This window comes from Corynebacterium sp. UMB9976 (assembly GCF_030212265.1).
GTDB lineage: Bacteria > Actinomycetota > Actinomycetes > Mycobacteriales > Mycobacteriaceae > Corynebacterium.
In genome coordinates this window covers 1-909 of record NZ_JASODY010000051.1, presented here as the reverse complement: position 1 = coordinate 909, position 909 = coordinate 1, and the positions used below count along the sequence as shown (strand labels likewise).

The following is a 909-nucleotide window of genomic DNA, read 5'->3' as shown; positions in this document are numbered from 1 at the left end:
GGCGGATTCTAGGGGTCGTTGCAACATTTCCTAGCTTTCAGCTAAATCTAACAGCTCCGCCATCCGCTCCGCAGGAGTAGCAAAACCCAACGTCTTACGCGGCCGACAATTCAACCGATGAGCAACAAGCTCCAACTCCTCCCGCCCATAAACACTCAAATCCGCACCCTTCGGAAAATACTGACGCAACAACCCATTAGTGTTCTCATTCGTCCCCCGCTGCCACGGCGACCCCGGATCACAGAAATACACCGGACAATCCGTCGCAATGCTAAACGACCTATGACCAGCCATCTCTGAACCCTGATCCCAGGTCAACGACCCCCGAAGATGCTGCGGCAACGTCATAATCGCCTCCACCAGCGCATCACGCACCGCCACCGCACCATGCCCATCCGGCAAATGCAGCAACATCACATACCGCGTCGTCCGCTCCACCAACGTCCCAATCGCAGACCTTCCACCTGCACCGATAATCAGATCACCCTCCCAATGCCCCGGCACAGCCCGATCCTCAACAACAGCAGGACGATCAGCAATCATGATCATCGGATCAACAAACCGACTCCTCGCAACACGCTGACCACGCGGTTTACGCCGCGTCCGCCCCGTACGAAGGGCATGGGCCACCACCTTCTTCAACTCGCCTCTGGCCTGGCAGTACAGCTCTTGATAGATCGTTTCATGACTCACATGCATAGTCTCATCGCCAGGGAATTCCCTGCGCAACCGGCCAGCCACCTGCTCAGGGGAAAACTCCATCCGCAACCACTGCCACACCTGCTGTTTCAACCGAGGATTCGCCGCAATCTTCGACACCTTCGGCCGAAACCTCCGAAGCGTTGACTTCCGGTGCGCCTCAAACGGGCGATAAATGCCATCATCACCACTATTGCGACTAATCTCGCG

At 56.7% G+C, this 909-nt stretch carries 1 protein-coding gene; it reads right to left on the bottom strand.

Features of this window, described 5'->3' with window-relative positions:
- Positions 1–30: 30 nt before the first annotated feature.
- A partial coding sequence (locus QP140_RS09740) for an IS30 family transposase (protein WP_284759459.1) occupies positions 31–909 on the bottom strand: 879 nt, incomplete at its 5' end.